At 57.5% G+C, this 22604-nt stretch carries 25 protein-coding genes; 8 read left to right on the top strand and 17 right to left on the bottom strand.

What is annotated here, in order from left to right:
- The first annotated feature begins 11 nt into the window (after positions 1-11).
- Complete coding sequence (gene dddP, locus RUESEDTHA_RS10490; RefSeq protein ID WP_180886677.1) at positions 12-1355, top strand: dimethylsulfonioproprionate lyase DddP; 1344 nt, start codon at positions 12-14, stop codon at positions 1353-1355.
- Positions 1356-1373: 18 nt separating this feature from the next.
- Here the strand turns inward: dddP and RUESEDTHA_RS10485 are convergent, their stop codons facing one another.
- Positions 1374-1547, bottom strand: a complete 174-nt coding sequence (locus RUESEDTHA_RS10485) for a hypothetical protein (protein WP_180886676.1) — start codon at positions 1545-1547, stop codon at positions 1374-1376.
- 240 nt (positions 1548-1787) lie between these two features.
- Here RUESEDTHA_RS10485 and RUESEDTHA_RS10480 point away from each other — a divergent pair, with 240 nt between their 5' ends.
- A complete protein-coding gene (locus RUESEDTHA_RS10480; RefSeq protein ID WP_180886675.1) occupies positions 1788-3002 on the top strand; it encodes a bifunctional alpha/beta hydrolase/OsmC family protein in 1215 nt (404 codons plus the stop codon).
- Between the two features lie 5 nt (positions 3003-3007).
- On the opposite strand, the gene RUESEDTHA_RS10475 is transcribed toward RUESEDTHA_RS10480, so the two are convergent.
- The 5 genes from RUESEDTHA_RS10475 to RUESEDTHA_RS10455 all read right to left on the bottom strand — a co-directional run bounded on the left by RUESEDTHA_RS10475 (position 3008) and on the right by RUESEDTHA_RS10455 (position 5481).
- The gene (locus tag RUESEDTHA_RS10475; protein WP_171126520.1) at positions 3008-3364 is read right to left on the bottom strand and encodes a hypothetical protein; all 357 of its coding nucleotides are present in this window, start codon (positions 3362-3364) and stop codon (positions 3008-3010) included.
- A 10-nt stretch (positions 3365-3374) separates the two neighbouring features.
- On the bottom strand, positions 3375-3932 hold the full coding sequence (locus RUESEDTHA_RS10470) for a hypothetical protein (protein WP_255431684.1): 558 nt from the start codon (positions 3930-3932) through the stop codon (positions 3375-3377).
- A 133-nt stretch (positions 3933-4065) separates the two neighbouring features.
- Complete coding sequence (locus tag RUESEDTHA_RS10465; protein ID WP_171122151.1) at positions 4066-4653, bottom strand: biotin transporter BioY; 588 nt, start codon at positions 4651-4653, stop codon at positions 4066-4068.
- A 76-nt stretch (positions 4654-4729) separates the two neighbouring features.
- Positions 4730-5152 carry a DUF6314 family protein gene (locus RUESEDTHA_RS10460; protein ID WP_180886674.1) on the bottom strand — a complete coding sequence of 141 codons (423 nt, stop codon included), beginning with the start codon at positions 5150-5152 and terminating at the stop codon, positions 4730-4732.
- Positions 5149-5481 (bottom strand): hypothetical protein, encoded by a 333-nt coding sequence (locus RUESEDTHA_RS10455; protein ID WP_180886673.1) that lies wholly within the window; start codon positions 5479-5481, stop codon positions 5149-5151. Before RUESEDTHA_RS10455 ends, RUESEDTHA_RS10460 begins: the two co-directional genes overlap by 4 nt.
- Positions 5482-5569: 88 nt before the next feature.
- Here RUESEDTHA_RS10455 and purB point away from each other — a divergent pair, with 88 nt between their 5' ends.
- From purB to RUESEDTHA_RS10435, 4 genes are all read left to right on the top strand, one after another.
- Positions 5570-6874 carry an adenylosuccinate lyase gene (purB, locus tag RUESEDTHA_RS10450; protein WP_180886672.1) on the top strand — a complete coding sequence of 435 codons (1305 nt, stop codon included), beginning with the start codon at positions 5570-5572 and terminating at the stop codon, positions 6872-6874.
- A 376-nt stretch (positions 6875-7250) separates the two neighbouring features.
- Complete coding sequence (locus RUESEDTHA_RS10445) at positions 7251-7793, top strand: hypothetical protein (protein ID WP_180886671.1); 543 nt, start codon at positions 7251-7253, stop codon at positions 7791-7793.
- Positions 7794-7861: 68 nt separating this feature from the next.
- On the top strand, positions 7862-8953 hold the full coding sequence (locus tag RUESEDTHA_RS10440; protein ID WP_180886670.1) for a flagellar motor switch protein FliG: 1092 nt from the start codon (positions 7862-7864) through the stop codon (positions 8951-8953).
- Between the two features lie 107 nt (positions 8954-9060).
- Positions 9061-9984: a lysophospholipid acyltransferase family protein gene (locus RUESEDTHA_RS10435; RefSeq protein ID WP_180886669.1), complete on the top strand. Its 924-nt coding sequence runs from the start codon at positions 9061-9063 to the stop codon at positions 9982-9984.
- Here the strand turns inward: RUESEDTHA_RS10435 and RUESEDTHA_RS10430 are convergent, their stop codons facing one another.
- Complete coding sequence (locus RUESEDTHA_RS10430) at positions 9985-10686, bottom strand: thioredoxin family protein (RefSeq protein WP_180886668.1); 702 nt, start codon at positions 10684-10686, stop codon at positions 9985-9987.
- Between the two features lie 228 nt (positions 10687-10914).
- Here RUESEDTHA_RS10430 and acnA point away from each other — a divergent pair, with 228 nt between their 5' ends.
- On the top strand, positions 10915-13605 hold the full coding sequence (gene acnA / locus RUESEDTHA_RS10425; RefSeq protein ID WP_180886667.1) for an aconitate hydratase AcnA: 2691 nt from the start codon (positions 10915-10917) through the stop codon (positions 13603-13605).
- Positions 13606-13710: 105 nt separating this feature from the next.
- Here acnA and RUESEDTHA_RS10420 read toward each other — a convergent pair whose 3' ends face one another.
- From RUESEDTHA_RS10420 to yajC, 10 genes are all read right to left on the bottom strand, one after another.
- Positions 13711-14250 carry a DsbE family thiol:disulfide interchange protein gene (locus RUESEDTHA_RS10420; protein ID WP_180886666.1) on the bottom strand — a complete coding sequence of 180 codons (540 nt, stop codon included), beginning with the start codon at positions 14248-14250 and terminating at the stop codon, positions 13711-13713.
- Positions 14243-14401, bottom strand: a complete 159-nt coding sequence (gene ccmD / locus RUESEDTHA_RS10415; protein ID WP_180886665.1) for a heme exporter protein CcmD — start codon at positions 14399-14401, stop codon at positions 14243-14245. Before ccmD ends, RUESEDTHA_RS10420 begins: the two co-directional genes overlap by 8 nt.
- Entirely contained in the window at positions 14398-15171 is a 774-nt protein-coding gene (locus RUESEDTHA_RS10410) for a heme ABC transporter permease (protein ID WP_180886664.1), read from the bottom strand. The genes ccmD and RUESEDTHA_RS10410 overlap by 4 nt, the downstream gene beginning before the upstream one ends.
- Positions 15172-15232: 61 nt before the next feature.
- Positions 15233-15889: a heme exporter protein CcmB gene (ccmB, locus tag RUESEDTHA_RS10405; protein WP_180886663.1), complete on the bottom strand. Its 657-nt coding sequence runs from the start codon at positions 15887-15889 to the stop codon at positions 15233-15235.
- Positions 15886-16500 carry a heme ABC exporter ATP-binding protein CcmA gene (ccmA, locus tag RUESEDTHA_RS10400; RefSeq protein ID WP_180886662.1) on the bottom strand — a complete coding sequence of 205 codons (615 nt, stop codon included), beginning with the start codon at positions 16498-16500 and terminating at the stop codon, positions 15886-15888. The genes ccmB and ccmA overlap by 4 nt, the downstream gene beginning before the upstream one ends.
- A gap of 180 nt (positions 16501-16680) precedes the next feature.
- Complete coding sequence (locus RUESEDTHA_RS10395) at positions 16681-17034, bottom strand: Mth938-like domain-containing protein (RefSeq protein ID WP_180886661.1); 354 nt, start codon at positions 17032-17034, stop codon at positions 16681-16683.
- Between the two features lie 9 nt (positions 17035-17043).
- A complete protein-coding gene (locus tag RUESEDTHA_RS10390) occupies positions 17044-17790 on the bottom strand; it encodes a sulfite exporter TauE/SafE family protein (RefSeq protein ID WP_180886660.1) in 747 nt (248 codons plus the stop codon).
- Entirely contained in the window at positions 17783-18751 is a 969-nt protein-coding gene (gene secF, locus RUESEDTHA_RS10385) for a protein translocase subunit SecF (protein WP_180886659.1), read from the bottom strand. Before secF ends, RUESEDTHA_RS10390 begins: the two co-directional genes overlap by 8 nt.
- Before the next feature lie 2 nt (positions 18752-18753).
- Complete coding sequence (gene secD / locus RUESEDTHA_RS10380) at positions 18754-20415, bottom strand: protein translocase subunit SecD (protein WP_180886658.1); 1662 nt, start codon at positions 20413-20415, stop codon at positions 18754-18756.
- 33 nt (positions 20416-20448) lie between these two features.
- On the bottom strand, positions 20449-20736 hold the full coding sequence (gene yajC / locus RUESEDTHA_RS10375) for a preprotein translocase subunit YajC (protein ID WP_155151194.1): 288 nt from the start codon (positions 20734-20736) through the stop codon (positions 20449-20451).
- A 202-nt stretch (positions 20737-20938) separates the two neighbouring features.
- On the opposite strand from yajC, the gene RUESEDTHA_RS10370 reads away from it, so the two are divergent.
- Positions 20939-22600 (top strand): mechanosensitive ion channel family protein, encoded by a 1662-nt coding sequence (locus tag RUESEDTHA_RS10370; protein ID WP_180886657.1) that lies wholly within the window; start codon positions 20939-20941, stop codon positions 22598-22600.
- The last annotated feature ends 4 nt before the right edge of the window (positions 22601-22604 follow it).

The following is a 22604-nucleotide window of genomic DNA, read 5'->3' as shown; positions in this document are numbered from 1 at the left end:
GGAGGCCCACCATGAACGAACACTATCGGGACAACCGCAAGATCGACCCGACCAAAGGAGCCACTCTTGGGGACGGCACCCCGAACGACTTGGACCGGATCGAGATCGGACCCACCCAACTGGCCTTCGCCGAGTGGGAGGCAGCGGGTCTGAGCCTACCCAACCTGAGCCAGATGCGAGAGTTTCGGTGGAAACGTCTGACGCAGGCAATCGTGGACCGGGGGTATGGCGGTTTGCTGATGTTTGATCCCCTCAACATCCGCTATGCGACTGACAGCACGAACATGCAGCTTTGGAACACCCACAACCCGTTCCGCGCGGTTTTGCTGTGTGCCGATGGGTACATGGTGATCTGGGACTACAAGAATTCTCCATTCCTTTCGACGTTCAATCCGCTGGTGCGCGAGCAACGATCCGGTGCCGATCTGTTCTACTTCGACCGGGGCGACAAGGTTGATATCGCGGCAGACGTGTTTTCAAATGAAGTGCGTGTATTGATCGAGGAACACGGCGGCAGCAACAAGCGGCTGGCGGTCGACAAGATCATGCTGCACGGCCTACGCGCGCTTGAGGCACAGGGATTCGAGATCATGGAGGGTGAAGAGGTCACCGAGAAAACCCGCGCGATCAAAGGCCCTGATGAAATACTGGCCATGCGCTGCGCCAACCATGCCTGCCAAACCGCTGTGGCCAAGATGGAGAAATTCGCCCGTGCTAATGTAGGCGATGGAAAGACCTCCGAGGATGATATCTGGGCTATTCTGCACGCAGAAAACATCCGGCGCGGAGGTGAGTGGATCGAAACGCGCCTTTTGGCTTCGGGCCAACGCACCAACCCGTGGTTTCAGGAATGCGGGCCTCGGATCACACAAAAGAACGAGATCATTGCCTTTGATACCGATCTGATCGGGTCATACGGCATTTGTATCGACATTTCGCGCACATGGTGGATTGGGGACAAAAAGCCTCGGGCCGATATGGTCTATGCCATGCAGCACGCACATGAGCATATCATGACGAACATGGAGATGCTTAAACCCGGCGTGATGATCCCCGACCTGACCGCCAACACCCACAGGTTGGACGACAAATTTCAGGCTCAGAAATATGGCTGCCTGATGCACGGGGTCGGACTGTGTGATGAATGGCCGCTGGTTGCTTACCCGGATAAGGCGGTGGCAGGCGCTTATGATTACCCACTGGAACCCGGCATGGTGCTATGCGTCGAAGCTGCAGTCGGAGAGGTTGGTGGCGACTTTTCGATCAAACTCGAAGATCAGGTTCTGATCACCGAGGAGGGGTACGAAAACCTCACCACCTATCCGTTCGATCCGATGCTGATGGGACAAGACTGACCCTTGGTCCGGCCAATTTTAACGCCGCACATTGCCGTGCCAGTCTTCGATTTCCGCGCCAACCGACGGTGTCACCGAAGGTTGCGACGAATACTGACCAGCAGCGAAGCCGATAATCCCGGTCAGGATAATCGCGATCAGAATGTCAGGACGCGGGGCAAATCCGCGAGGTGCTGTGATGATATGCGCCATGATACCCTCCTTGGCTGCAAACTAGTGACAGGCAAAAGATGAGGGCGAGAGATAAATTTTAAAACGAATATTTATTAGGTTAAATATCACAAATGTTGATATTTTAATTTACTCCCCGGCATCAGGCGTCCACGACCTCCCACTGTCGGCTCACCTTCCCGTGACGCTTCCTACATAGGGGTTGAGCAGCCCACTTGTTGACCACAATATTGATGGCATCAAGAAGTGTAAGGAGCCGCCATGCCTACGGAACGCATCACATTCGCCGGTCACGACGGCAACCAGCTGGCGGCTCGCCTTGATCTTCCGGACGGACCAGTTCTGGCAACAGCCTTGTTCGCGCATTGTTTTACCTGTTCCAAGGATATTCCTGCCGCCCGCCGGATTGCGGCGCGTTTGGCGGGTATGGGTATTGCCGTTCTGCGTTTCGATTTTACCGGCCTTGGCCATTCGGAAGGCGAGTTTGCAAACACCACCTTCACGTCTAATGTCGAAGACCTGATCGCCGCTGCCCAGTATCTGGCCGGACGCAACATGGCTCCGTCGTTGTTGATTGGTCATTCGCTGGGGGGCGCAGCTGTATTACGCGCGCGTGCGGGCATTCCCACCGTCAAAGCCATCGCAACGCTGGGTGCCCCGGCCGATCCGGGGCATGTGTCGCACCACTTTGAAAACGCCCTGCCTGAGATTCAGCAGCAAGGCTCTGCCGAGGTTACGCTGGGCGGACGCCCTTTCCGTATTGGCAAAGCCTTTGTGGACGACATTTCAGAATCCGCTTTGACCCCCGCCATTGCCAACCTGAAAGCTGCGCTTTTGGTTTTGCACGCTCCGTTGGATGAAACGGTCAGTGTAGACAACGCCAGCACGATCTTTTTGGCAGCCAAACATCCCAAAAGCTTTGTGACGCTGGACGATGCGGATCACCTGATCACACGAGCAGCGGATGCTGAATATGCCGCCGACGTAATCGCGGCATGGGTCACACGCTATGTTCCTTTGTGTCCCCCAGCCCCTCCGCCGGGCGCACCCGAAGGGGTCGTGCGCGTGACCGAAGCTGATCCTGCGGGGTTCCTGCAGGATATCCAATCCGGCCCCCGGCATCACGCCATAGCTGACGAGCCCGCCTCATACGGAGGCACCGATCAGGGCATGTCGCCCTACGGCTTTGTGTCGTCAGGGTTGGGTGCCTGCACCTCGATGACGATCCGCATGTATGCGCGACGCAAGGGCTGGCCGTTGACCGGCATCACTGTCGACGTCTGCCACGACAAGGTTCACGCGCAGGACGCTGGATTGGTCAGTGACGGCAAAGTCGACATGTTTCGGCGGAAAATCCGTCTAGAAGGCCCGCTTGACGAAACCCAACGCGCGCGCCTGCTAGAGATTGCCGACAAGTGCCCTGTACACCGGACACTTGAGGGCTCAGCTCAGATCACGACCGAGCTTCTGACCTGACAAACTCAGCGCCGTGGAGCCGGACGGTGAATTGGCGGTCGTGCTGCGGGTGGCCGCGCGACCGGCGGGCGCGGACGCGCCGGTGGTTTGGCCACGGGCGGTCTGGGGCGTGCGGGCGGCTTGGCCACGGGCGGTTTGGGACGCGCTGGTGGTTTGGCCACGGGCGGACGTGGACGACCTGGGCGGTCTACGTCAATGTCGATGTCCACGTCGTGATAATAATCGTTCCACAGCATCGAGTCGTAGAACGGATCGTACCCATACCCAACCCCGACCGTCACGCCATCACAAGCCGACAAGGTAAAACTTGCAGCACCAAGACCCAGCGCCAGAATAGACCGTTTCAACAGTTTATGTGTCATCTGAGCCTCCCTACTGCGCCGACCGGAACGATGCGAACACGGCGTTCAGATCGTCCACATAGGCCGGGTCAGCGCCATCGCGCAGCACGGCTATGATCACCGCGACACGGTCGCGCGGCAGGTCAACCACGGTGGCGGTAAAGTTCACGCCACGCCCCTCGCGCGTGCCTGTCCCCCGGATCACGCGGGCAGGCAAACCACCGATCTGCGTAGTGACGGTCTCGGAAACGTCGGGGTCTTTTACAAGAAACTTGTCAATATCTTGCAGGTAACGAAGCCCTCCGTCGATCGAGGCGACGCCGGCAGGCGAAACAAACCCCATCCACGCGCCGTCATCAGTCACGGGGCGTACGCCAATCACGCGCGCAACGGCGCGCGGGTCGCCCAGTTCGGTATCCTCAATCTCGCGCGGGCCGCCGGTACGGACAGCCCAGAAATCAGGGACTGCAAAGCTGAACAGGGCACGCCCTTGATCCGTGTAAGTGATCGGAGTGTCCCCAACAGCCTGAGTACCGCCCAGCAGCAATGCCGCACACGTGGGCAAGACGGCAGCCAATCGAATATGCATGTCTCAAAAACCTTTTGTTTCAGTCAATTCAAACTGAACTGTGGCGGTGCGACTTGTCCAGTATCTGAATGCAACAAAAAACCCGCGCCGGGTCTTTCCGGCGCGGGTTCATTCGTTGTGATTATGCCGTGGATCAGGTGCGGGCGTCGCCGACCAGCTTCCACAGGCCAGGGATCAACAGCGCAGCCAAAGCCAGCTTGATCGCGTCACCCACCAGGAACGGTGTCAGACCCCATTCCAGGATCGGCTTGTCCCAGCCATAAAGCTGACCCAGCCACAGCAGGCCGGGGACATAGATCAGGACATTTGCCAGAACCAGTGCCAGCGCCAGCTTGCCAACCGAACGGTCCCAGCCGCGCGCAGCCAGTGCGCCCAGCAGGACGGTCGCCATCAGATAGCCCACCAGGTAGCCGCCAGTGCCACCCATCATGTAAGTCAGGCCGAATTTTTCAGCCGAAGACCCGGCGAAAACGTCAAAGCCCAGTGCCCCGACCAGCAGGTAACCCAGCATCGTCACCAGACCCAAACGGGCGCCATAGGCGGTGCCGATGGTCAAAACAGCAAAGGTACCCATCGTGATCGGCACAGGCCACATCGGTACTTTGATTTTCGCGGCAACGGCCAGGGCAACGATGCCCAGCGCAACCAGAACAACCTGCTTAACGCGCAGCGCTGTTCCCTCGCGCGGACCAATCGCGTTGGCCAGAACATTTGCATTCATCTTCACTTCTCCCAATTCGGACCGAAATTCTGCGACAGCAATGCCCTGTCAAAGCTAATTCTGCAAGATGATTACGCTACCGCAGCATAAATTCCGTGTCCATTTCATAGGATTTTCGAGGTCCGGACACGATCCACCGCACCTTCCAATGCGGCCAGTTCGAGAAATCGTACTCTGCATAATAGCTGTCCGGCGGGCAGTCATGGTGATCCGACGCAAAGGTCTTTCCCAGCTTTAGCCTGTGAAAAAAGCGGCCGTCGTCGAAATGCACGGCGATACCATCGCCGCCATCACGCCAAAGATAGCGACGCGTTCCCTTCATCGCTGGTTGCCCCGGAAGGCGCAAAGTAACGTCTTCGTCATAGACCAGCCCATCGTCGGACCGGCTCAGGATCGCTATTCCGTCTGCGCGCACGACGTGCCCTGCCCTGGCATCGCGAATGACACGGGTCAGGTTCCAGCGGCCCTCAAAGTCCGAAAGGCTTTGCGGCAAGGTCATTTAGCGTAAGTTCCGTCTGTTAGCTCGCCATTGCTGTCGACAAACCGAATGACTTGCCCCGAACGGCGCACGTCATAACAGGCCCAAAGCTCTGACGGGGGCCAGACCGAGCAGTATTGGTCCCCCCGCACAGCCCAGCGCCCCGCGCTTGGACCACCCGAGAAGTAGTTTGTCACGCCAGATGCGTCGAATGTCTGCCAGATGCCTTTGCCGTAGCCAAGCTTATGGCCGGTCAAAGCCTCTAGAATCTCATCTCCGGTCAGCGCGCGGAACTCCTCTGCGGCCAAAATACCGGGCCAGAGCAATAAAATCAGGGCAAACCGTCTCATACCTGCACTCGTACCTTGTTCCCGCAGACCTGCACGGCTAAACCCCGCGCCAACGCCTCATCCCAATCACAAAAAGGTGCTGCCGCCAATGATTCCCCGCTATTCCCGCCCCGAGATGGTCGCCATCTGGTCGCCCGAAACCAAGTTCCGCATCTGGTACGAAATCGAAGCCCATGCCTGCGAAGCCATGGCCGATCTGGGCGTGATCCCGCGCGAGAACGCCGATGCGGTGTGGAAAGCCAAAGACGTGGAATTCGACGTGTCCCGCATTGACGAGATCGAGGCCGTCACCAAGCACGACGTCATCGCATTCCTGACCCACCTGGCCGAGCATGTGGGCAGCGAAGAGGCCCGCTTTGTGCATCAGGGCATGACGTCATCGGATGTGTTGGATACCTGCTTCAACGTACAGCTTACCCGCGCGGCAGATATCCTGATCGCTGACCTCGAAGGTCTGCTGGCTGCCCTGAAACGCCGCGCTTACGAGCATAAGGAAACTGTTCGTATTGGCCGCAGCCATGGCATCCACGCCGAACCTACAACCATGGGCCTGACCTTTGCGCGTTTCTATGCCGAGATGGACCGCAACCTGTCCCGTATGCGCGACGCGCGTGCCGAAATCGCGACCGGCGCGATCAGTGGCGCGGTCGGCACATTCGCCAATATCGACCCGCGCGTCGAAGAACATGTCTGCGATCAACTGGGTCTGGTACCCGAGCCGATCAGCACACAGGTTATCCCCCGCGACCGCCACGCAGCCTTCTTTGCCACGCTGGGCGTCATCGCCAGCAGCATCGAGAACATCGCCATCGAAGTCCGCCACATGCAGCGGACCGAGGTTTTGGAGGCCGAAGAGTTCTTTTCGAAGGGTCAAAAAGGCTCGTCCGCCATGCCACACAAGCGCAACCCGGTTCTGACCGAAAACCTGACCGGCCTGGCCCGGCTGGTGCGTATGGCCGTGGTCCCCGCAATGGAAAACGTGGCCCTCTGGCACGAGCGCGATATCTCGCACAGCTCGGTCGAGCGCAACATCGGCCCTGATGCCACCGTAACGCTGGACTTTGCCCTGTCGCGTCTGACCAGCGTGGTCGACAAACTGGTCGTCTACCCCGAAAACATGCTGGCCAACATGAACAAGTTCCGTGGTCTGGTCATGAGCCAGCGCGTGCTGCTTGCCCTGACCCAAGCCGGTGTCAGCCGCGAAGACGCCTATCGTCTGGTACAGCGCAACGCGATGAAGGTCTGGGAAGAAGGCAAGGACTTCAAAACCGAGCTTCTTGGGGATGCAGACGTGACCGCCGCCCTGAGCACCGATGAAATCGAAGAGAAATTCGACCTTGGCTACCACACAAAGCACGTCGATACGATCTTCGCCCGTGTTTTTGGGGAATAAGTAAACCAATTCAAACAGCGCAAACGGCCCGGACCTCAGGATCAAGTCCGGGCCGTTCTTTTTGCCAGAACGTTCGTTTTCGGGTAGCATGTCGGTGTATTTCCGAACAGGAGACCCAAAGATGATCCGCATCGTTCTTTGCGCACTTGCACTTTCTTGCACGACTTCCGCCGCGTTGGCCTGCAGCGGCCATTCAAAGCAAACGCAGTCCTGTGCGCCTGGTACCTATTGGGACGCCGATAGCCACAGCTGCGCAAAAATTGTGAACAGCTGAGCATATCTTTCCTACTTGTGAATAAAAGCGAGCGAACTGCTGGTAGCTTTTCGCCAGAACGCGCTAGTTTGGTCAGAACGGCCCAGATAACGGAGTAGGAAAATGCGCATCGTATTCGCTTCAGCTATTGTCATTCAGGCATTTGCATTCGCACCGGCATTGCATGCCGCAGGCGGGGACAGCGCAAGCCCGCCGAAGCCGACGAACACCACCAAGAAATGCCTGTTCGGACGCGTTTTTGACAAAGAACGCGGTCGTTGCGTCAAGCCTGACAAAACAAACTTCACCCAAGACGAACTTTATGAGGCCGTTCGCGAACTGGCTTATGACGGGCAGTTTGAGAACGCGCAAAGCATTCTGCAGGTCATGGATCAGAACGATGATCGCGTGATGACATATTGGGGCTTCACCTATCGCAAGATGGGCGAACTAGAGCTGGCGAATGCCTTCTACACCAACGCGATCCAGACGAACCCGGACAACCTTCTGGCTCGGTCCTACATGGCACAGGGTTTTGTTTCAGAAGGCAAAACCGACCTCGCGATCGAGCAGTGGCGTGAAATCAAAACACGCGGCGGCGAAGGAACATGGGCCGAGGCGTCGCTGCGCGAAGCGATCCGCACGGGCCTGACATATAGCTACTGAGGTTCAGTCTTTCTTTACCTGACTCTCGCTAACCTGACTGCGGAACAAAAGAGTGGCACCGCAAGCAAATGCAGGACGCGAATACTTTGGTACAGGTGGCATCGGGCGCAAACGCCCCGTTGCCCGAACAAAACCACGAAACGCCGCGTGTAGTTCCACGCAGGCTCAGCAACAGGCAAAAGGCTGCGGTCGTCGTGCGCCTTTTGTTGAACGATGGCGCGGATATCCCGCTGGAAGAACTTCCGGATGCGTTGCAGGAAACGCTGACCCACCAACTTGGCCAGATGGGCCTGGTGGACCGCGTGACACTTGACGCGGTCGCACAAGAATTTGCTGAGGCTTTGGAAAGCGTCGGCCTGTCTTTTCCACATGGGCTTGCGGGTGCTCTGGACGCCGTGAACGGGAAAATTGCACCCACAACGGCAGCGCGCCTGCGCAAGGTCGCGGGTGTGCGTCAGGTTGGTGATCCATGGGAACGCCTGCGCCAGATCCCGCCCGAGGAATTGGCTGAGATGGTTCAAGCGGAAAGCACCGAAATCGCCGCTGTCATGCTGTCAAAACTTGAAACCGCAAAGGCCGCGCAGCTTCTGGGGCATCTTCCGGGTCCGGTAGCGCGCCGTATTACCTATGCCGTTTCAAAAACCGCCAATGTCACCCCCGAGGCCGTTGAACAGATCGGATGGTCCCTTGCGGCGCAGCTTGATCAGCGCCCTGCCACAGCCTTCGCTGACGGGCCGGGAGAGCGCGTCGGCGCCATCTTGAACCAATCTGCCGCCGCTATGCGGGACGGATTACTTGTCGCGCTGGACGAAGAGGATTCGGATTTTGCCAGCATCGTAAGGCAGTCGATCTTTACCTTCGCGCATATCCCTGCGCGCTTATTGCCTCGGGATGTACCCGCTGTTTTACGAGGGGTGGATCAGCCCGTATTTGTCACAGCCCTTGCAGGCGCAGAAACCGACGGGGACAAGACTGCTGTGGATTTTATGTTGTCCAACATGTCGTCGCGCTTGGCTGAAAATCTGCGCGACGAAATGGGCGAACGCGGCAAAGTCAAACAGGCCGAGACCGAAGACGCCATGGCACAAATCGTTGGCGCCATTCGGGCCCTGGTGGAAGACGGTACCATAACATTGATCGAGGAAGAGAAAGAAGAATAGGCCAACGCGACTGCGCAAACCACTGGCTCTGCGTAGAATGCTTGTGGTTACGGGTTCCGGCTTGTATGTCTGACCCGGCAATTTCAAATAGTCGCCGAGACCCCCTGATGCCCGTTGAAAAGTCTGAACTCAGCCGCTTTGAGCTTGGCAAATACTACCTGACAGGCCTGTTTCTCAAGGGCGTCGTGGGAACCATGCGTCTTTTGCCTTATGAACGGCGCATTGCCGCTATGGGTGCCATCGTGCGCGGTCTTGCCCCTGTTGTGGGCTTCTCGAAACGGGTCCGCAACAACCTGAACCTGACCTGCCCCGAGCTTTCCGATGCCGAAGTGGCGCGCATTTGCCGTGCCGTTCCCGACAATGCGGGCCGGGCAATTATGGAGCATTTTTCGCCCGAAGGGTTTACTGAGCGTCAACGCACTGCAAAAATCTCGGGACCCGGGGTCGAGGCATTTGATGCAGCCATTGCGGCGGGAAAGCCGATCATGATGATCACGGCGCATTTCGGCCACTATCTGGCGGCGCGCGTCGCACTACAGGCACGAAGCGGGAAAGCAATCGGTTGCCTGTACCGCCGTATGGCGAACCCCTATTTCAACGACATGTATGTGGATGCCTTCTACAAAACCGGCGCTCCGATGTTCGAACAAGGACGTCGCGGCATGGTGGAAATGGTGCGCTCGTTGAAAAAGGGTGAGATCATCGCCATCGTTTCCGATCTCCACGCCCATGGCGGAGAAGAGCTGATGTTCTTTGGCAAACCCGCAGTCACATCAGTGCTGAACGCGGAACTTGCGATGAAGTACAAGGCAGTCATGATCCCCTGTTACGCTGTGCGGCAAGAAAATGGACTGGATTTTGAAATCGTACTCCACGATCCAGTGCCGCACACCGATGCCAAAACGATGACTCAGTACACCAATGACGATCTGGAATCCGTAGTCAGACAGCACATGGGACAGTGGTTCTGGATTCACCGCCGCTGGAAGCCATGGAACGGGCTTGGCGTTCAACCGCAGGACATGCCCTGATCATTCTACCCTAGCAGCGGCAATGATCGGGCCGTGCCCCACCCTCTGAACAAGAACAACGGCTGGCAGGTCAGATACCAATGGGGCGGAAAACTCCTGCGGGGCATCGCCGGTCCACTGACCGACGATCTGCCAGCTTTCGACCACGTTTGCGTAATCCAGTTCGTGCCCGGCCAACTCACCGCGCCGTATCGACGCGTGGCGCATCGGCGAATACTGGACAACACGAACGTCAAACAGCGCGCCCTCTGGCACATCAACCGGGGTAACGTCGATTGTCACCTGATCCCCCGCATGTTTCGCCGTTACAGATGCCTCGGGCGCTGCCTTCAAATGTGCATCAATCAGTTTGTCCAATTCACGAGATTGCGCGCCAACTACGTCCTGCTGGCCATTGACCACCATCTGCGGCGTATAAATCATTGTCCGACCGCCCTCGCGGGCATAGGCTCTCTGCCGTGTTGTATGGTCGGGATTGGCGTATTCGTCTTTCCAACCAATGTAGTCCCAGTAATCCACGTGCAAGGCCAGGCCGATGACATCCTCTCGGCTTGCAAGATCGTGCATGATCCGATCCGCAGGCGGACACGACGAACACCCCTGAGATGTAAACAACTCGACCACGACCGGATCACTTTCAGCAGCGGCTGACGTAGCCAAAACTAGGGAAACGAACGCAGTCAACTGAGCGATTCTGGACATTTGTATCTCAAGAATTTGTACGGTGCCCAATCGGTTTAAACGGATCGTCGTTCAAGCTCCAATCAAGGTTTCTTGAGAGTCTGGACATAGGCGCCGCGGAAAAATGTGTGCAATGGTATACAAAAAACAGGGTGTTGAGCGCCTAGAACCTTGAACCACGCGCTGCGGTGATGCAGATAACCATCAGCGAGTCCCAAAATCCAAGTCATTTGAGAGGGAGGCCAAATTATGCCCATCAAAGTCGGACAGGATACCGCCAAGACACGTCGCAGCCTGAACGTGAATGGCAAGTCCATCTCTTATTATTCTATCCCCGCCGCGCAGGATGCCGGTCTGGGTGACTTTTCCAAATTGCCAGCCGCGCTGAAAGTGGTGCTTGAGAATATGCTGCGGTTCGAGGATGACGGTTTTTCCGTGTCCGTCGACGACATCAAAGCCTTTGCCGAATGGGGCGCGAATGGCGGTCAGAACCCGCGCGAGATCGCCTATCGCCCGGCCCGCGTGCTGATGCAGGACTTTACCGGCGTTCCGGCGGTGGTTGATCTGGCCGCGATGCGCGATGGCATCAAGGGATTGGGCGGCGACGCGCAAAAGATCAACCCGCTGAACCCGGTTGATCTGGTCATCGACCACTCGGTCATGATTGACGAGTTCGGTAATCCGCGCGCATTCCAGATGAACGTGGACCGCGAATATGAGCGGAACATGGAACGCTACCAGTTCCTGAAGTGGGGCCAGAATGCGTTCAACAACTTCCGCGTCGTGCCGCCCGGCACCGGCATCTGCCATCAGGTGAATCTGGAGTATCTGGCACAAACCGTCTGGACTGACACTGATCAGAGCGGCGAAGAAGTCGCCTACCCCGATACTCTGGTCGGCACCGACAGCCACACCACGATGGTCAACGGAATGGCCGTTCTGGGTTGGGGCGTCGGCGGGATCGAAGCAGAGGCCGCAATGCTGGGTCAACCAATCTCGATGCTGATCCCCGAGGTTGTGGGCTTTGAACTGACCGGTGAGATGGTCGAAGGCACAACCGGCACCGATCTGGTGCTGAAAGTGGTCGAAATGCTGCGCGAAAAAGGCGTGGTAGGCAAATTCGTCGAGTTCTATGGCGAGGGTCTGGACCGTCTGCCGCTGGCCGACCGTGCGACCATTGCGAACATGGCCCCGGAATACGGCGCGACCTGCGGTTTCTTCCCAATCGACGGCGAAACGCTGCGCTATATGCGCAATACGGGCCGTGACGAGGACCGCATCGCGCTGGTCGAAGCCTATGCCAAGGAAAACGGTTTCTGGCGCGGCCCGGATTACGCCCCGATCTACACCGACACGCTCAGTCTTGATATGGGTACGATCGTTCCTGCAATCTCGGGCCCGAAGCGCCCGCAGGACTATGTGGCGCTGACGGATGCCAAGGCTGCTTTCACCAAAGAGATGGCCGAGACTTTCAAGCGTCCGATGGGCAAGCAGGTCGAGGTCAAAGGTGAAAATTATGGCATGGAATCAGGCAAGGTCGTGATCGCCTCGATCACCTCCTGTACCAACACGTCGAACCCCTATGTGATGATCGGTGCGGGGCTTGTGGCACGCAAGGCGGCGGCATTGGGTTTGGACCGCAAGCCATGGGTCAAAACCTCGCTGGCGCCGGGGTCGCAGGTTGTGTCCGCCTATCTGGAGGCCGCGGGTCTTCAGGAAGATCTGGACAAGATCGGATTCAACCTTGTCGGTTACGGCTGTACCACCTGCATCGGCAACTCGGGCCCGATCCAGAAAGAAATCTCGGAAGCCATTGCCGAGGGTGATCTGGTCGCCACTTCGGTTCTGTCGGGCAACCGCAACTTTGAAGGCCGCATCTCGCCCGATGTGCGCGCTAACTATCTTGCCTCGCCGCCGCTGGTCGTGGTCTATGCGCTGGCTGGGACTCTGGACATTGATCTAACGTCGGAACCGATTGGTCAGGACAAGAACGGCAACGATGTCTTCATGAAGGATATCTGGCCTTCGACCCAAGAGATTGCCGAACTGGTTGAACAGACGGTGACCCGCGAAGCGTTCCAGTCGAAATATGCCGACGTCTTCAAGGGCGACGAAAAGTGGCAGAGCGTTGAGGTTCCCCAGCAGGAAACCTATGACTGGCCACCCGCGTCGACCTACATTCAGAACCCACCTTATTTCCAAGGCATGGGCGCTGAGCCGGGCACCATCTCAAACATCGAAGGGGCCAAGGTTTTGCTGATCCTGGGTGATATGATCACTACCGACCATATCTCGCCTGCTGGGTCGTTTGCGACGACAACACCAGCCGGGAAGTATCTGATCGACCGTCAGGTTCAGCCGCGCGAGTTCAATTCTTACGGGTCGCGCCGCGGAAACCACGAGATCATGATGCGCGGCACCTTCGCCAACATCCGCGTCAAGAATGAGATGTTGGATGGTGTTGAAGGCGGCTACACCAAAGGTCCCGATGGGCAACAAACCTCGGTCTACGTGGCGTCGATGGCCTATCAGGAACAAGGCACTCCACTGGTCGTCTTTGGCGGTGAACAATACGGCGCGGGGTCTTCGCGGGATTGGGCAGCCAAAGGAACAGCATTGCTGGGCGTCAAAGCAGTGATTGCCGAAAGCTTTGAGCGTATCCACCGTTCAAACCTTGTTGGAATGGGCGTGATCCCGTTCGAATTCACCGGCGGTGACACCCGCAAGACGCTAGGCCTGAAGGGAGACGAGACTGTTTCAATTGAAGGATTGGACGCGGTCGAACCTTTGCAAGAGGTGCCCTGCACAATCGTCTACGGTGACGGCACCGAGAAAACCATCACACTGAAGTGCCGCATCGATACCGCGCCCGAGATCGAATACATCGAAAACGGCGGTGTGCTGCAATATGTGCTGAGGAACCTCGCCAAGGCGGGGTGAACTTTTGGTAAGACCGAACAATAAAGGACGCCTGCGGGCGCCCTTTATTCTTGCGAGGCTCTGCCTCGCGCTCCGAAGTATTTTAAACAGAAGAAGGGGCGGGGTTTAGTTGGCTGCCGCTTTTTCAAGGGCCGGTCGGATCGTGCTTTCGATTACGCGCTGCGTTATTGGTCCGGGAAACCGCAGGATAATCGTACCCTCCCCGTCTATGACATAGGTTTCGGGCACGCCGTAAACGCCCCAGTCAAGACCCAAACGCCCCTGTTCATCCCGTCCAATCCCGGCATATGGATCGCCCAGTTCGGACAGGAAGCTTTCAGCATTTCTCAACTGATCTTTGTAGTTGATTCCATAAACCGGGATACCCTCATCCGACAAAGCTTGCAGATTAGGATGCTCGACCCGGCAGGGCGCGCACCAACTGGCCCAGTAGTTCACCAACTTGACCTCACCATCACGCAGCGTGGCGTCATCAAAGCTGGCTTTGCCGGGGAATTCAGTCAAAACGACGGGCGGCGCCGGATGCCCCTCCAAAGCCGATGGGAGTGTTTCATCGGACCCACTTTGCAATTGCACCAAGGCTGTGATCGCGAAAATTCCAAAGATCACTGGCGGAGCGATCATCAACGGCGAGATTTTAGCCATGTCGGGTCATCCTGTCTTCGACCTTCTCAAGCTCGGCCCTAACCTTGCGCCCTCGCATCACACTGAATGCGACCAGCACCACCAACAGGCCGATGGATACGATGTAAGACCACATCACCGTATCGGCGTATTTTCCAAGATCAGGGATCATCCGTTTACCCTTTCCCGTGCCAGCAGCGCCTTGATCCGGCGCGCGCGGATTTCCGTACCCGTGCGGTACAGCACCAGCGCAATGAACAGCAGAACAAACCCGATGATGCACAGAAGCAGAGGGTAGAAATAGATATTGCTGACCTTTTCTTCTGTATCCGTTCCGGTAATCGCAGCAGCGCGCATCACAGACGCCCCCTGATGCAGGCCCTGATTCCAGAAGTTCACCGCATAGCGGCTGAGGATCGCAAAAACCGACCCTACCAGACACAGGACCGATGTCAGGTCGGCAGCTGTATCAGGGTCTTCGATCGCTTCCCACAGGGCCACGTAGCCCAGATAGAACAGAAACAGGATCAGGAATGAGGTCAGGCGAGGATCCCAAGCCCACCATGTGCCCCACATAGGCTGACCCCAAATCGCGCCCGTCGCCAGTGCGATCAGTGTCATCACGATGCCAACGGGAGCGGCTGCGCGGGCCGCCAGCGCGCTGACATGGTGACGGCGTACCAGCCAGACCAACGAGGTTGCCAGCATCATCAGCCAGCAATTGATCGCCATCAGCGCCGCAGGAACGTGCAGGTAGATGATCTTTACGGTTGATCCCTGTTTGTAGTCATCCGGCGTAAAGAAAAACCCCCACACCAGCCCAATCACGATGCACGCGATAGAGGTGATCCAGAAAAACGGCATCACCCGTTCGCTGGTGGCAAGGAACTTGCGCGGGTTGGCGTATTCCCAGAGGGCGTTGGCTTTGGCTGCGATAGACATGGGCCTTATCTAGTCCGAGTCGGTTTCGTTCTCAATTGACCTTGGTCAATCTTTAAATGGGTCACCGAAGGTTGATACGCAAAACGGCGGCGCTGGCAAAGGGCAACAGCGCAATTGTCGCTGCGGTGATCCCGGCCAGCATGAGCAGTGGGGTCTGTGTCTCCATCCCCGTGGCACCAAGCCGGGCGACTTCGGCGCCAAAGATCAGCGTGGGGACGTAAAGCGGCAGGACCAGCAGCGACAGCAGCAAGCCACCACGTTTCAGGCCTACAGTCAGGGCTGCGCCGAAGGTGCCGATCACACTCATGGCCGGGGTGCCGATCAGCAGCGATATGACCAGCCAAAAATACCCCGGTACCGGCAGGTTCAGCAGAACACCCAAAAAGGGTGCGGCCAGAACCAGCGGCAGGCCAGTGGTCAGCCAATGGGCCAGCGCCTTGATCGTCACCACCGATTCCAGTGGCAGCGGCGCGGTGGCCAGCAAGTCAAGCGAGCCGTCCTCCCAATCCAATGCCAGCAGGCGGTCCAGCGATAGCAGGCAGGCAAGCAGAGCGCCTAGCCACAGGATACCCGGCGCGATGGTCGACAGCAGCGAGGATTGCGGCCCGACCGAAAACGGCACCAGCACTGTGACAATCAGGAAGAAGGCCAGCCCCAGGCCAAACCCTCCGCCCGCGCGGAAGGCCAGTTTCAGGTCACGCAACAGCAGAGCGATCACAGGAAACCTCCGTCGAAATCGTCAATGGGTTTGGGTTTGGCCTTGTTGGGGCCGACATCCAAAACCTCGCCGTCCAGGCCGAGGTCGATATGAGTGGCGATCAGGGCCGAGCCCCCCTGCCCCAGATGCGCACGTACGGCATCAGCGAACATTTTCACCGCATTTTTGTCCAGCGATACGGTGGGTTCGTCCAGCATCCAGATTGGCCGCCCCGTAACCAGCATTCGCGCCAACCCCAGCCGCCGCTTTTGTCCGGCCGACAGGTTGCCCGCGTTACGGTCCGCAAGTTCATTCAGCGCATATGCGTCCAACGCGGGTTGAATATCATTTGCGCCAAAGACCGAGGACCAAAACGCCAAATTCTCAACCACAGTCAGAGTTGGCTTTATCCCGTCAGAATGTGACGCATAGGCGATCTTATCCTCGGCCCCTTCAACCCGGCCGGCGATCGGAGGTTGCAGCCCCGCAAGTGTCCGAAGAAGGGTTGTCTTCCCGATCCCGTTCGGGCCGCGCAGGATCAGCGCCTTGCCGGGCTGAAGCGCAAAGTTGAGCCTTTCGAGCACGGGAACGCCCCCTCGGGCAATGGCCAGTTCGGTTACAGTCAGTGTCATGTCCTTCGCTTAACGGATTGCACGAAGGGACAAAAGGCAGGATTTGCCGCAGAACTTGAATGGGGTTCGTGTTGACACTGGCAGAAGTGAGGGACCAGCCCCGCCGCCACAGGCGCTTGAACCAATGGCGCACCAATGCCGGCTCCCCGGGATATTTTTAGCCAGATGAAGACGGATCCCTTAGACAGGGATTAGGGCCAGCGCGACGCGGCGTCCCTCGGACAGCAGTACATTGTAGGTACGACACGCAGCAGGAGAGCCCATGATCTCGACCCCGATGCCCGCGCTTTCAAGTTTGGTTCTAAGGTCGGCCGGAATATGGGCAAGCTCGGCCCCGGTTCCGATGAACAGGACATCTATGTGATCGGCCAACGCCAACAATGCGGCTTCGTCCGAATAGCCATTCCAAACCGTTGTCCCCTGAGGGCTGGTCAGAACCGTCCCTTCGTGGACCTCGCCGCCAATCCGGAAGAACCCCGGGCCATAGCCGTCAATGGGTACTGCGTTGTTATACGTGATCTCATTCAGGCGCATGGATGCGTTCTAGCCCCAAAGAGGCAGGCCGGACAAGGCCGCAAGCGCAATCGCAACATAAGCAGCGATGCGATAGGCTTTTTCACGCGAGGGTCGAAACAGCCAGCCACCGAGCCAATTACCCAAAAAGTTCGGGATCGCCAGCAGAAATCCTAATGCAGCCGCTGGCAGCGTGACCAATCCCATGCCAGACAAATAACCCAAGATCAGAAAATCGAAGGCAAACAGGAAAAGCAAAATAGTGGCGCGGATAACTTCAATCGGCAGAGGGCGAGACATGTAGAAAAGAATGACGGCCGGCCCAGGCAGCCCCGCCACACCGCCCAGAAAACCTGCTGCGGCACCGATGCTCATAACCATCTTTCGACCGACGTGACCGTGATAGCGCAGCCCCGAAATCAAGATCACCAGCATTGCAATCGCCAGAATACTGACCGTATAGCGAAAAACGTCCGGCTCAACTTGCGTCAGCAGCCACAATCCCACAGGCAGCAGTATCGCGCAGCCTCCGACAAGCCGAAGCAAGTCGCCCCGATCGACGGCCCCCCAAGCGCGGCGCAAATTCGGCAGGGGTCCGAAGATATCCATAATGGTCAGGCCGATCAGCGCCCCGAACGGGCCAAGGTAGGGTGTTGCGATCGGTAAAAAGATCAGCGCCGTTCCAAAGCCGGAAAAGCCACGGACTATACCGCCTAGAAAAGCCGCAAAAATGATGATGGCCAGCCCCAACGGGGACTGGCCGAAAACATCAGGCATCGACGTTGGCAAACTGGTTGCCCGCCGTGTTCGACGGCTTGGACCAGTCGCGTTTGACCCCCAGCCATAGCAGGATGGTCGACGCCACGAAGACCGAAGAATAGGTTCCCACGATCACGCCCCAAATCATCGCGAAAACAAAGCCACGGATGACGTCCCCGCCCAGTACATAGAGCGAGATCAACGCCAGCAGGGTTGTGACCGAGGTCATAACCGTCCGGCTGAGGGTTTCGTTGATCGAGATGTTCAGCACCTCTTTCAACTCTTTCTTTTTGTATTTGCGCAGGTTTTCGCGGACGCGGTCGAAGACAACCACGGTATCGTTCAGCGAATAGCCCACAATGGTCAAAAGCGCCGCGATGATGGCAAGGTCGAAGCGGATTTGCAGTTCCGAGAAGATACCGATTGTCAGGATCACATCGTGCACAAGTGCGGCGACCGCACCCAATGCGAACTGCCATTCAAAGCGCAGCCAGATATAGACCAGCACAGCCCCAATCGCGAGGACAACGGCGATCACAGCAGTCTGGATCAACTCACCCGAAACCTTGGGGCCTACGGACTCGACAGATACGAAAACAATATCCGGGGCTGCCCCTTTCAGCGCTGCTTCTACGGCCGTGACGGTTGCGGCCGAAACAGCCTCGGCATCGGCCTGCGCCTGAATTCGGATCATTGCGACATTTTCGTCTTCGCCGAAGGTTGGATCGAAAATCTCGGTGATAGTGACATCACCCAACTCCAGCGGCGCGATAGCGTCGCGATAAGCGCCCACGTCGATTTCCTGCGCAGATTGGGTGCGGATCGTTGTGCCGCCCCGGAAGTCGATGCCGAAGTTCAGACCTTGCAGCATGAAAGACGTGAAGGCCACGACCATCATCAGGCCGGAAATGCCCAGCCAGATCTTCCAGCGACTGAAGAAATCGAACGAGGTGTTTTGCGGGACAAGTTTCAGTCTCATGATCAAACCTCGATCGTTTTCGGGCGGCGGCGTTCAAACCACATCACGATCATCAGGCGCGTCACGAAGATCGCGGTGAAGACCGAGGTGAGGATACCCAAACCCAGAGTGATGGCAAAGCCGCGCACCGGCCCGCTGCCCATGGCAAACAGGATCACAGCGGTGATGAAGGTGGTCACGTTTGCGTCCAGAATGGCCGACAACGCCTTTTCATAACCCAGTTCAATCGCGCGAGCGGGTCCTTTGGCGGATTTCAGTTCCTCGCGGATACGTTCAAAGATCAGAACGTTGGCGTCCACGGCCATACCGACCGTCAGCACGATACCTGCGATCCCCGGCAGTGTCAGCGTGGCCCCGATCATCGACAACAGGCCAAACAGCAGCCCCACGTTCAGGATCAGCGCGATATTGGCGAAGACGCCGAACAAACCATAGCTGAGCGCCATAAAGAACAGCACGGCGACGAATGCCACAATGGTTGCGACCTTACCAGCGTCGATGCTGTCTTGGCCTAGTTCCGGGCCGATGGTGCGTTCTTCCAGGAACTCTAACCCAGCAGGCAAGGCGCCAGCGCGCAGCAGAACAGCCAGATTGGTGCTTTCTTCAACGGTGAAGTTACCGGTGATGATCCCCGATCCGCCCGGAATATGGCTTTGGATGACAGGGGCCGAGATGACCTCATCATCCAGTACAATCGCAAAGGGCGCACCGATATTTTCCAGCGTATAGTCGCCGAATTTGCGGGCACCGGACGTGTTGAACCGAAAGTTCACCGCAGGGCGACCGTTCTGGTCGAACGCGGGTTGCGCATCCACCAATTCTTCGCCCGTCACCACGGGCGCTGCGTCAAGCGTGTAATACACGCCATCTTCGTCGATGGACGGGACGACTTTCTCACCCACACCAGCAACCGCATCGGGGTTGGTGCCGCGGCTGACAACCGGGTTAAACGTCAGTTGCGCGGTTGTGCCGATAATCTCTTTCAACTCACCCGCGCTGCCGATGCCCGGAACCTGAATCAAAATCCGGTCTGTACCTTGGCGCTGAATCGTCGGCTCTCGGGTGCCAACTTCGTCGATCCGGCGGCGAATGATCTCAAGCGACTGACGCACTGTGCGGTCGTCCGAGGCAAGCTGTTCAGCCTCGGACAATCGCACGATGATCGTGTCACCCTCGGCCCGAGCTTCGATATCCGTGGCGCCTACGCCGGTCAGCGTCTGCACCTGACGGGCCAGTCCGCGCACGACTTCCAGCGCGCGGGACATGCCTTCGGGCTGGCTGATGCGCACCCGAATCTCATCCGGAGCCGAATCCTGCCGGCGAATGGTGCCAACTGTGCCCCGCTCATCACGCAATGCATCGCGGATTTCCGGCCACATCGCATCCATGCGGGATTCGTAGACATCGCCAACCTGCACTTCGGCCAGCAGATGTGCACCCCCACGCAGATCAAGGCCAAGATTGACCAGAGATGACGGCAACCAATTCGGCCATTGCCCCGCCTCGGCCTGCATCTCGGGGGTGTCGACGCCAAGCTCAATTGCGGCTTTGGCGTCGTTGGATTGCTCGACGCGCGTGTAAAACGCATTCGGCAGGGCCATCAGCAGACCGATCACACAGACCGCCCAGATCAGAACCCGCTTCCAGGTATCAATTTGCAGCATTACCCTGCCTTTTCAACGAGATGTCGCGCGAAGTTATTTCGCTGGCTCGGTCTTGTTCAGAACCTGCGCAATGGTCGATTTGACCACACGGACCTTGACGCCTTCTGCGATCTCAACCTCGATCTCGTTGTCGCCTTCCTTGACCTTTGACACCTTGCCGATCAGGCCACCCTGGGTGACCACCTGATCGCCCCGGCGCACGGCTTCGACCATGGCCTGATGTTCCTTCATCTTCTTCTGCTGCGGACGGATCAGCAGGAAATACATGATCGCGAAGATCAGGATCAGCGGGAGAAACTGGGCGATTGCGCCACCTTCCATGGGATATTCCTTTTGGTTTGGTCTTGCGGAAGCGCTCCGCAAATTTGGCGAGAACCTATTCTTTGAACCGCCTGTTTGCAAGGAATGGTGGCGCAGGTTTTTTCAATGATTGGCTCATATTAATCACAGTGGCAGGCCGAAGTTGCGACTGCGTTCTAGGAACGCCGGATTGGATAGATATAGTTGAGCCGTGGGAGGGCGAATGACGCAATTAATCCATACCCTTGGCCTGTTTCGCCAACTGCTGATTGCAGTCTTGTTCGTCGCGTTGCTGACGCCCTTGGCATTGGCGCAGGAAACGGACACGCAAACCGAAATTGCCGAAGAACAATCTGATACGTTCAAAGCCCCGGTGATCGTGGATGGCGATACGCTGTTCTTCCTAAGGGGTTCAAGCGCCCTTCCTGCGCAAGAGCGTGCCGAAACCGTTCAGGACAACATCGTCCAAGCGGCCGAATCCTCCGACAGCCCGACCGTTACGATTGCCTACGAGGAAACGGACCTAGGCACCCGCATCCTTGTTGACGGTTTTGCGGTGTCAGTGGTCACTGTCGCCGATTCCGAACTGGAGCAAATGGAACTGGACGTTCTCAGTTTCCTCCATGGTGAAGCGATCGAAGGCGCAATCGTGGCATACAGGGCCAATCGGACCGAACAGGCACGGGTATCCGGCGCAATCGAAGCCATTGCGTGGACTGTCGGTTTTGCAGCATTCGTCGCCCTGATCCTTTGGGTACATCGGCGGATCAGGCGCCGAACTGTAAAATTCGTGAAACGTCATCTGAGGGATGTCGAGACCGCCACTGCCAAAAGCGTTCAGGCCGAAGCAATCGCAGCCTTGGTACGGTACGGGCTGAGTTTCGTCTTGTTGGTGATCTTCTTTCTAGGCTTTTACTACTACCTGTCTTTCGTCCTGCTGGCCTTTGCCGAGACTCGGTATTTCGCCCAATTATTGCTGACGTACCTGACAGAACCGGTTCTGCTGATCTTCAAGGGGATCATCAGCTATATCCCCAACCTGATCATGCTTGCGCTGATCTCGTGGGTGGCGATGTACATCATCAAGGGCATGCGCGTTTTCTTCGATGCCGTCGAGGCTGGCACATTCGACATGGGCGATTTCGAGCGTCACTGGGTAAACCCAACATTCAACATCGCCCGCGTCGTCGTCATCCTGATCGCGCTTGTGTTTGCGGTGCCTTACATCCCAGGTTCGGATTCTGCCGCCTTCCAAGGGCTGACCATTCTGGTCGGCGCGATGCTGTCACTGGGCGCGAACTCGGTCGTGTCAAACATGCTGGCCGGGTTGTTCGTGATTTATCGACGGTCAACCTCGATCGGGGATCGGATTCAAATCGGCGATCACATCGGTGATGTCGTCCAGATCAAGCTTATGGAGACACATCTGAAGTCGATAAAGAACGAGCTGATCTCGATCCCCAACGCGCAGCTTATGAATTCGGATGTGGTGAACTTCTCCAAGAAAACCGACGGCAGCGGGTTGCTTTTGCACACCACCGTGGGCATCGGATACGAGGAACCGCCTGAAAAAGTTGAGGCCATGCTGATCGAAGCCGCAAGCCGCACCAAGGGGATCAAGGCCAAGCCGGAACCTTTTGTTTTATGGACGGCTTTGGCCGATTACGCGATCAACTATCAGATCAACGGATATTCGACGCGCGGCAGTATTATCCCAAAGATCCGCTCGGACCTGCATCGCAACATCGTCGCTGTGTTCAACGAGAACAACGTGCAGATCATGACGCCCTCTTACATGGCTGACCCGCCCGAACCGAAAATCCCGACCGAGGACTGGGACGGGCATCTGGCGCATGAAACCCACGAGGACACCGATAAGTCGTAACCGG

The organism is Ruegeria sp. THAF57 (genome assembly GCF_903914075.1).
Classification (GTDB): Bacteria; Pseudomonadota; Alphaproteobacteria; order Rhodobacterales; family Rhodobacteraceae; genus Ruegeria.
Note: the sequence above shows the minus strand (reverse complement) of the source record. Positions and strands in the feature narration are given on the sequence as shown.

Excerpts from the sequence above, each read along its gene's own strand:
- dddP (WP_180886677.1), top strand. The coding sequence starts at position 12 with ATGAACGAACACTATCGGGACAACCGCAAGATCGACCCGACCAAAGGA.
- RUESEDTHA_RS10485 (WP_180886676.1), bottom strand. The coding sequence starts at position 1,547 with ATGGCGCATATCATCACAGCACCTCGCGGATTTGCCCCGCGTCCTGAC.
- RUESEDTHA_RS10480 (WP_180886675.1), top strand. The coding sequence starts at position 1,788 with ATGCCTACGGAACGCATCACATTCGCCGGTCACGACGGCAACCAGCTG.
- RUESEDTHA_RS10475 (WP_171126520.1), bottom strand. The coding sequence starts at position 3,364 with ATGACACATAAACTGTTGAAACGGTCTATTCTGGCGCTGGGTCTTGGT.
- RUESEDTHA_RS10470 (WP_255431684.1), bottom strand. The coding sequence starts at position 3,932 with ATGCATATTCGATTGGCTGCCGTCTTGCCCACGTGTGCGGCATTGCTG.
- RUESEDTHA_RS10465 (WP_171122151.1), bottom strand. The coding sequence starts at position 4,653 with ATGAATGCAAATGTTCTGGCCAACGCGATTGGTCCGCGCGAGGGAACA.
- RUESEDTHA_RS10460 (WP_180886674.1), bottom strand. The coding sequence starts at position 5,152 with ATGACCTTGCCGCAAAGCCTTTCGGACTTTGAGGGCCGCTGGAACCTG.
- RUESEDTHA_RS10455 (WP_180886673.1), bottom strand. The coding sequence starts at position 5,481 with ATGAGACGGTTTGCCCTGATTTTATTGCTCTGGCCCGGTATTTTGGCC.
- purB (WP_180886672.1), top strand. The coding sequence starts at position 5,570 with ATGATTCCCCGCTATTCCCGCCCCGAGATGGTCGCCATCTGGTCGCCC.
- RUESEDTHA_RS10445 (WP_180886671.1), top strand. The coding sequence starts at position 7,251 with ATGCGCATCGTATTCGCTTCAGCTATTGTCATTCAGGCATTTGCATTC.
- RUESEDTHA_RS10440 (WP_180886670.1), top strand. The coding sequence starts at position 7,862 with ATGCAGGACGCGAATACTTTGGTACAGGTGGCATCGGGCGCAAACGCC.
- RUESEDTHA_RS10435 (WP_180886669.1), top strand. The coding sequence starts at position 9,061 with ATGCCCGTTGAAAAGTCTGAACTCAGCCGCTTTGAGCTTGGCAAATAC.
- RUESEDTHA_RS10430 (WP_180886668.1), bottom strand. The coding sequence starts at position 10,686 with ATGTCCAGAATCGCTCAGTTGACTGCGTTCGTTTCCCTAGTTTTGGCT.
- acnA (WP_180886667.1), top strand. The coding sequence starts at position 10,915 with ATGCCCATCAAAGTCGGACAGGATACCGCCAAGACACGTCGCAGCCTG.
- RUESEDTHA_RS10420 (WP_180886666.1), bottom strand. The coding sequence starts at position 14,250 with ATGGCTAAAATCTCGCCGTTGATGATCGCTCCGCCAGTGATCTTTGGA.
- ccmD (WP_180886665.1), bottom strand. The coding sequence starts at position 14,401 with ATGATCCCTGATCTTGGAAAATACGCCGATACGGTGATGTGGTCTTAC.
- RUESEDTHA_RS10410 (WP_180886664.1), bottom strand. The coding sequence starts at position 15,171 with ATGTCTATCGCAGCCAAAGCCAACGCCCTCTGGGAATACGCCAACCCG.
- ccmA (WP_180886662.1), bottom strand. The coding sequence starts at position 16,500 with ATGACACTGACTGTAACCGAACTGGCCATTGCCCGAGGGGGCGTTCCC.
- RUESEDTHA_RS10395 (WP_180886661.1), bottom strand. The coding sequence starts at position 17,034 with ATGCGCCTGAATGAGATCACGTATAACAACGCAGTACCCATTGACGGC.
- RUESEDTHA_RS10390 (WP_180886660.1), bottom strand. The coding sequence starts at position 17,790 with ATGCCTGATGTTTTCGGCCAGTCCCCGTTGGGGCTGGCCATCATCATT.
- secF (WP_180886659.1), bottom strand. The coding sequence starts at position 18,751 with ATGAGACTGAAACTTGTCCCGCAAAACACCTCGTTCGATTTCTTCAGT.
- secD (WP_180886658.1), bottom strand. The coding sequence starts at position 20,415 with ATGCTGCAAATTGATACCTGGAAGCGGGTTCTGATCTGGGCGGTCTGT.
- yajC (WP_155151194.1), bottom strand. The coding sequence starts at position 20,736 with ATGGAAGGTGGCGCAATCGCCCAGTTTCTCCCGCTGATCCTGATCTTC.
- RUESEDTHA_RS10370 (WP_180886657.1), top strand. The coding sequence starts at position 20,939 with ATGACGCAATTAATCCATACCCTTGGCCTGTTTCGCCAACTGCTGATT.